The following is a 7,032-nucleotide window of genomic DNA, read 5'->3' as shown; positions in this document are numbered from 1 at the left end:
GGCACGCCCGGTAAATTCGGCTTTGTTCCCGGTGCGTTGCCTGGCGTGATTCCCCCGCCAGAGGGAATCGCCATCAAAGACTCGGTTATTTTCATTACGACCCGCAATGGGGTGTTGAAGGCTGAACTGTAGTTCAGCAAAAGCTGGCGGCTTGTTTTTGTGTGCGGTGCGGCAGCCGCGATAGTGGAACCAAGCCGCCGCCCCTGGAGCTGAGAAAGTACCCTCGCCAAACTGGTGGAAAATAGCGGGTTTGCCGCCGTGCGCTAGCGGGGCGGCAAACCCGCGTACCCCCCATTTCCTCAGTTCCCCTCTGCCTGTCCATGCAAGACGTTCAAAACTCCAAGATCTCTGTCGAGAAGATCGGCGGCACATCCATGACCGCCTTTGGCGATGTGCTGCGCCACATCATGCTGCACGATCCCAAGCGCATTTATGGCCGGATCTATGTGGTGTCGGCCTACTCGGGGGTGACGAACCAGTTGCTGGAACACAAGAAGACGGGCGAGCGCGGCATCTACGCCCTGTTTGCGGAAGGCAAGGGCTACCAGGACGCCCTGACGCAATTGGCCGCCAGCCTCAAGAAACTCAACGCCGGCTATGCCGAATTGGGCCTTCCGCTGGACGTGGCCGATGCCTTTATCGACCAGCGCATCGGCCAGGCGCGCGAGTACCTCAACGCCATGCAGCACGTGCTGGCCAGCGGCTACCTCAGCCGCCACGATGTGCTGCTGGCGGCACGCGAGGTGCTGGCCTCGATTGGCGAGTCGCACAGTGCATTCAACTCGGTCGAGATCCTCAAGGCCAATGGCGTCAATGCCGTCCTCATGGATCTGGCCGGCTTTGACGACAACGAAGCCTGGACCATTGACGAGCGCATCGCCCAGAGCTTCAAGGGCCTGGACCTCGCTGACAAGGTGGTGGTGGCCACGGGGTACACCAAGGGCACCGAGGGCATCATGCGCGAGTTCGACCGGGGCTACTCCGAGGTCACGTTCAGCAAGATCGCGGTGGAGGTGCGCCCTGCCGAGGCCGTGATCCACAAGGAATTCCACCTCTCGTCCGCCGACCCCAACCTGGTGGGCCTGGAAAACGCCATCGTGGTGGGCGCCACCAACTACGACGTGGCCGACCAGCTGGCCGATGTGGGCATGGAAGCCATCCACCCCAAGGCGGCCAAACCCATGGAACTGGCGGGCATCCCCATTCGCCTCAAAAACACCTTCGAGCCCGACCACCCCGGCACGCTGATCACCAAGGACTTCGTGGGCGAACGTGCGCGCGTGGAAATCGTCACCGGTACCGACAAGGTCACGCTGATCGAGATCCATGACCCCAGCATGGTGGGCACCGTGGGCTTCGACGCGGGCCTGATGAACGTGTTTTGCCACCACGGCGTGAGCTACATCCTGAAGGCAACCAACGCCAATTCCATCGCCCACCTGGTGTGGGACAGCCAGGTCACTCCGGCACTGGTGGCCGAGCTGCAGGAGGCCTACCAGATCGTGACGATCAAGCCCAGCGCGATTGTGTGCGCCATCGGCTCCAACATCAGCATTCCCGGCGTTTTGGCCAAGGCGGCACAGGCACTGGCCGATGCGCAGGTCAATGTGAACTGCGTGTCGCAGACACTGCGCCAGGTGAACATGCAGTTCGTGATCGAACGCGAGGACTACAAGACCGCGATCAAGGCGCTGAACCTGGCGCTGTGCGTCAACTCAGGCACCCCGGTACCGCACGCCTGACCCGGCTCCGCAGCTCGGCCCGAAGCCCGCTCCGTGCGGGCTTTTTTCTTGGCTCCCCTGCGAGCTTTGTGCGATTTGCGCCTGGGCGGCAGCCTGCGTCGTGCGGGAATCTACGCCGCGGCGACATCCACCCGGACGCCCCCCGCCCGCAGCTGGTTGCGCATGGCTGGCGGCGTGCCAGGGGGCACCACGAGGGCAGCCAGTTCGCGCAACGGTGCGACGGCGAAAGCTGACGCGGCCCCCAGCTTGTCAGAAGATGCCAGCACCACTGTCTCGGCCGCGCGCTGATGCAAAGCGCGTTTGACGGCCGCTTCCTCGAAATCGCCCGTGGTCAGGCCTGCTTCGGCATGCACGCCGGTCACGCCCATCAGGTAAAGGTCTGCACGCAGCAGGGCGGCGGCCTCGACCACGCTCGCGCCCACGTTCACCATTGAATGGCGGAACAGGCGGCCGCCGAGCACCAGGACCTCGATTTCCGCGTGTGCGGCCAATGCAACGGCCACGGCGGGGCTGTGCGTCACCACTGTGGCGCGCAGCTGCAGCGGCAGGTGCCTTACCACCTGCAAAGACGTGGTGCCGCCGTCCAGGATGACCACCTGGCCGGGCTGCACCAGCGCGGCCCCTGCACGACCCAGCGCCCGCTTTTCTTCGGGGGCGAGTTGTTCGCGCACCTGCAGATTGCCCGTCGCGGCCGAGGCGGGTAGCGCGCCGCCGTGCACGCGTTGCAGCAGGCCTTCGGCCGCCAGTTCACGCAGATCGCGCCGCACGGTGTCTTCGGAAATGCCCAGTTCCTCGCTCAGGGCCTTGGCGACGATCTGACCGGTGCTTCGCAGGCGATCCAGTATGAGTTGTTTGCGTTGGGTGGTGAGCATCATGGGGAGGGTTGCAGCCTGGTCCGTGGCGCTGGGATTGCGTGAAATTGCATGTTTGTGCATGATATTGCACGAATCGAACATTGTATAGAACATGGCCATACCCTCACCCGACTTCCCCCTCCTGGTTCTCATCGCCGGCCCCTACCTTTCCGGCACCGACGGCGATCCGGCCAGGATTGCCGCCAACCGCGCCCGGCTGGAAGCCGCCGCACTGCCCATCTACGAGCGTGGCCACCTTCCCTTGCTGGGTGAGTGGCTTGCGCTGCCCATCATCCATGCGGCAGGGGGGCGCGAGCCCGGTGACGCCGTCTTTCACGCGTACCAGTACCCGGTGGCCGAGCGGCTGCTGTCGCGCTGCGACGCGGTGCTGCGCCTGCCGGGCGAATCGCGCGGAGCGGACCTGGACGTGACGCGGGCCCGCGCGCGCGGGCTGCCGGTGGTGCACCACGTGGACGAATTGCCGCTGCGCGCCAGGGCGGTGCTGGTGCAGGAGGCGGACCGATGAGCCGCCCCCTGCCTGCCCCGGTGCCCGCCAGCACCGATCAAATCCAGCTGCGCGCGGTGGAGGTGCTGTCAGACCACTGGTACACGCTGCGCAAGGTCACCTTCGACCTGCGCCGCCGCGATGGCCAATGGCAAACCTTGACCCGTGAAGCCTACGACCGAGGCAACGGCGCGGCGCTGCTGCTGTTCGATCCACGGCGGCGCACGGTGGTGCTCACGCGCCAGTTCAGGCTCCCGGCGTTCCTCAACGGCTGCATCGACGGCATGCTGCTGGAGGCGTGCGCCGGGCTGCTCGACGGCGATGATCCCGAAACCTGCGTGCGGCGCGAAGCCGAGGAAGAAACCGGCTACCGCGTGCGCCAGCCCCGCAAGGTGTTCGAGGCCTACATGAGCCCGGGCTCGGTCACAGAGAAGCTGCACTTCTTCGTGGCTGAGTACGAGCACCGGGACCGCATCCGCGACGGGGGCGGGCTGGTGGAGGAGGGGGAAGACATCGAGGTGGTCGAGATGCCGCTGGACGAAGCGCTGGCGGGCATTCGCAGCGGCTCCATTCAGGATGGCAAGACGGTGATGCTGCTGCAGCATGTGGCGCTGGGTTGGACGGGGGACAACGCGGGCTGAGACAAGGAGGCGCGAGCGCGTCAGGGGTGGCCTAGCGGTTGCTATAGAATTGGTAGCTGCTGGCGCTCTCGGTACAAGCGCTGAGGCCGATTTTTATTGTCGATCTCGCTGTGCCTGCTTCCCGGGTGCTCCTTTCCTGCTCATCCTTTCAGCTCCCTCGCCCCATGCAAGCCCTGCTCGACGCCATTGCCGCCATGCCCGTGCCCACCGAAGCGGCGCGGGTCTTCCATGGGCGGGGAGGGCTTCACCCCGGGTGCGAGCAGTGGTCGCTGGATGTCTACCCGCCCGTCTTCGTATTAACCAGCTTTGCCCCCGCGACCGAAGAGGAACTCGCGGCCATTTGTGCAGCCCTGCAAACACGCTGGGCGCAGATTGCGCCGGCTGGCGAACCGCTGAACTGGGTGTTCCAGCACAGAGGCGAGGCGCTGCGCATGGAAGGCCGCAGTGAAACGCGGCTGATGGCCGGCGCCGTGCCCGAGCCGCATATCGTCACCGAGGCTGGCGCGCGCTTTCGGGTGCACGTGCTGCGGGGGCAAAACCACGGCCTGTTCATCGACATGGCCGAGGGCCGCCGCTGGGTGCGCGACTTTGCCGCAGCGCGCAAGGATGACCGCTACGGCCTCAAGGTGCTCAACCTGTTTGCCTACACCTGCGCGTTTTCGGTGGTGGCGCTGCAGGCCGGGGCCAAGCAGGTGGTCAACGTGGACATGAGCCATGGTGCCATCGGCATCGGCCAGCAGAACCATCAGCTCAACGGCATCACCACCGGCGCAGTGTTCCTGCCACACGACATCTTCAGCAGCTGGGGCAAGATCAACCGCAGCGGGCCCTACGGGCTGGTCATCGTCGACCCGCCCAGCTACCAGAAGGGCAGCTTTGTCGCGACCAAAGACTATGGCCGCCTGATGCGGCGCCTGCCCGACCTGCTGGCGCCCGGAGGGCGCGCGCTGCTGTGCTTGAACGCGCCTGAGTTGAGCACGGCTTTCCTGCGGGAACAGATGCAGGCACTGGCGCCCGAGCTGCGGTACATCGAGCGCGTGGCCAACCCTGCAGCGTTTGCCGACCAGGACCTGGAGCGCGCGCTCAAGGTGCTTGTGTACGCGGCGCCGGGCAGGTAGAGACCTTGTCTGCGAAGCCGGTCGCCAGCGGTCGCGGCCATTTCATGCAGCGGGTTTTGGAACGCTTCTGATATTCTCCCCGCGGCATTCGCAGCGTTGTCCGCCATGATGGGCGGCGCCTCGTCCTGGCCCTGGGGTTGACCGGGCACACCGGCGGCCAGGCGCATTCAACGGTTTCCTCTCCACCTATGCTTCGTTTCTTCGTCATCTTCATCGCCGTGCTCGCGGTCCTTTTCCGCATCGACATGCTCGATGAGGTGCAGCGCGTCGCCATCGAACCCTGGACCAGCTTGCTGGCCACCGTCAGCGCTGCGCTGATGACCCCGCTGGACGCCGATGTCGCGCATCAGGGGCGGATCCTGATGAGCCGAGCCACCGGGTTCGCGGTGTCCATCGAGGCCGGATGCAATGGCGTGGAGGCGGCCATCATCCTCATTGCCGGGATGATCGCTTTCCCTTCCAAATGGTCGCACAAGCTCGTGGGCATCGCCATCGGCATCGCAGCGGTGCAGGGTGTCAACCTTCTGCGCATCATCAGCCTGTATTACCTGGGCAAGTGGAACATGACCGTGTTCGAGTTCGCCCATCTCTACCTGTGGCAGGCACTCATCATGCTGGATGTGCTGGTGGTGTGGATGCTCTGGATTCGCTGGATCGCCAAGCAGCAGCCTGCCGAGCCGGAGGCTGCCCATGCGGCTTAACTCGATGGGCCGTTTTTTGCTGGTGGCTGTCCTCAGCCTGCTGTGCCTGATGCCGCTGTGGTACTACCTGGCCCCGCAGTTGGCCGCACCCGTGTTCTACATGGCGGGCGAGGTGATGTCTTCCGTGTTCCAGTGGGCACTGAGCTACACGCGCCAGGAGGCCACGGGCGTGCTCAAGACCACGCTCAAGGTGGTATCCACGCACAACGGTCAGTTCCGTACCGGCCAGCTTGCCCCGGCGGTTGACTACCGGCTGCTGGGCTACGGCATCGTCATCTTGTGGGCGCTGCTGCTGGCCTCGTTTCCGCGCGGCTGGGGGCGCAAGCTGCTCTTGGGGTCGCTGGCGATGCTGCCCATCCAGGCCATCAACGTCATCGTGCAATGGTGCAATGACGCACTGAACCGGGCGGGTGCGGAGGTGTTCGCGCAGACGGGACTGCCCGGTTGGGTGGCGGATGTCGTGGCGTTCCTCTACCACTTCAACCTGTTCATCTTTACGGCGCTGGCACCGGTGATGCTGTGGTTGCTGCTGGACCGGGCGTTTCTGGCCAACCTGCATGCGCAGGCGAAGGCGGCCATGGCGGTGCACCAGGCGCGGTGACGGCTTGGGGCTGCGACTTGTGTGCGGGCCTGCGTTGCCGCTGTCCTTCGAAGACGAGGCCTCAGCCGCCCAGCAACTCCATGATGAAGGCCCACTCGGCGGGCTCCACTGGCGTGATCGAGAGCCGGTTGCCACGCTGAAGCACGCGCATGCCGGCCAGCGCCGGGTGCTTTCGAAGTTCGGGCAGCGACACCAGCCGCGTCTTGCGCAGGGCCTGCACGTCGACCAGCAGCCACCGCGGATGATCGGGCGGCGAGTCGGGGTCGTGGTAGGGGGACTTCGGGTCAAACTGCGTCGGGTCGGGCCGAGCGGCTGCAGAAGCCACCCGCGCAATGCCCGCGATACCCGGCTGCGCGCAACTTGAGTGGTAGAACAGCACCCCGTCCCCCGCCTGCATGCTGTCGCGCATGAAGTTGCGGGCCTGGTAGTTGCGCACGCCCGTCCACGGCACGGTCGCGTCCGGCGCGGCCAAGGCGTCGTCGATGGAGCAATCGTCGGGCTCCGACTTCATGAGCCAGTAGCGGGATGCGCGGGGCATTTCGGGCGGGGTCATGGCGGCATTTTGGCAAAAAGTGCCGTGAAATGGTCGTAGGACGAGGCGAAGTTGAAGGGCGGAAGCTACTTCTTTATTGATAGCAAAAATCCTTTCAGAACCGGGAGCTGCCGCCGGTTTTTCTTGGAAGGTCTTCCCCGCCGCACCGTTCGCCGTCGAAGCTGCGTGCGGCGCGAGGGCCGTCAAAGGAACACGGCCTGACAGCAATGGGGCGCACATTGGCCCGCGGCCGGTTTGGCCGCAGAATCTGCAACGCGCCCAGCGGGGCGGATACACCAATACCAAGCCCCATCGCGGGCAGATACCGGGAGGGAGGC

8 protein-coding genes are annotated in these 7,032 nt (G+C 65.2%); 6 read left to right on the top strand and 2 right to left on the bottom strand.

Annotation, left to right across the window (positions count from 1 at the left end; translation table 11 throughout):
* Window positions 1-320 precede the first annotated feature (320 nt).
* Window positions 321-1,742 carry an aspartate kinase gene (locus MRY84_RS20095; protein ID WP_291507453.1) on the top strand — a complete coding sequence of 474 codons (1,422 nt, stop codon included), beginning with the start codon at window positions 321-323 and terminating at the stop codon, window positions 1,740-1,742.
* Window positions 1,743-1,852: 110 nt separating this feature from the next.
* Here MRY84_RS20095 and MRY84_RS20090 read toward each other — a convergent pair whose 3' ends face one another.
* Window positions 1,853-2,614 carry a DeoR/GlpR family DNA-binding transcription regulator gene (locus MRY84_RS20090; RefSeq protein ID WP_291507454.1) on the bottom strand — a complete coding sequence of 254 codons (762 nt, stop codon included), beginning with the start codon at window positions 2,612-2,614 and terminating at the stop codon, window positions 1,853-1,855.
* Window positions 2,615-2,708: 94 nt separating this feature from the next.
* Between MRY84_RS20090 and MRY84_RS20085 the strand changes: the two genes are divergently transcribed.
* The 5 genes from MRY84_RS20085 to MRY84_RS20065 all read left to right on the top strand — a co-directional run bounded on the left by MRY84_RS20085 (window position 2,709) and on the right by MRY84_RS20065 (window position 6,162).
* Complete coding sequence (locus MRY84_RS20085; protein WP_291507452.1) at window positions 2,709-3,122, top strand: DUF4406 domain-containing protein; 414 nt, start codon at window positions 2,709-2,711, stop codon at window positions 3,120-3,122.
* Window positions 3,119-3,742: an NUDIX domain-containing protein gene (locus MRY84_RS20080; protein WP_291507451.1), complete on the top strand. Its 624-nt coding sequence runs from the start codon at window positions 3,119-3,121 to the stop codon at window positions 3,740-3,742. Before MRY84_RS20085 ends, MRY84_RS20080 begins: the two co-directional genes overlap by 4 nt.
* A 164-nt stretch (window positions 3,743-3,906) precedes the next feature.
* Entirely contained in the window at window positions 3,907-4,860 is a 954-nt protein-coding gene (locus MRY84_RS20075; RefSeq protein WP_291507450.1) for a class I SAM-dependent methyltransferase, read from the top strand.
* Window positions 4,861-5,048: 188 nt separating this feature from the next.
* Entirely contained in the window at window positions 5,049-5,561 is a 513-nt protein-coding gene (xrtH, locus tag MRY84_RS20070) for an exosortase H (RefSeq protein ID WP_291507449.1), read from the top strand.
* On the top strand, window positions 5,551-6,162 hold the full coding sequence (locus tag MRY84_RS20065) for an exosortase H-associated membrane protein (RefSeq protein ID WP_291507448.1): 612 nt from the start codon (window positions 5,551-5,553) through the stop codon (window positions 6,160-6,162). The genes xrtH and MRY84_RS20065 overlap by 11 nt, the downstream gene beginning before the upstream one ends.
* Before the next feature lie 61 nt (window positions 6,163-6,223).
* Here the strand turns inward: MRY84_RS20065 and MRY84_RS20060 are convergent, their stop codons facing one another.
* Window positions 6,224-6,715, bottom strand: coding sequence for an EVE domain-containing protein (locus MRY84_RS20060; RefSeq protein WP_291507447.1), 492 nt, complete (start codon window positions 6,713-6,715; stop codon window positions 6,224-6,226).
* Window positions 6,716-7,032: the final 317 nt, after the last annotated feature.

Origin of the sequence: Acidovorax sp. (assembly GCF_022763525.1) — a bacterium.
Classification (GTDB): domain Bacteria; phylum Pseudomonadota; class Gammaproteobacteria; order Burkholderiales; family Burkholderiaceae_C; genus Acidovorax.
This window is presented reverse-complemented; position numbering and strand designations above follow the sequence as displayed.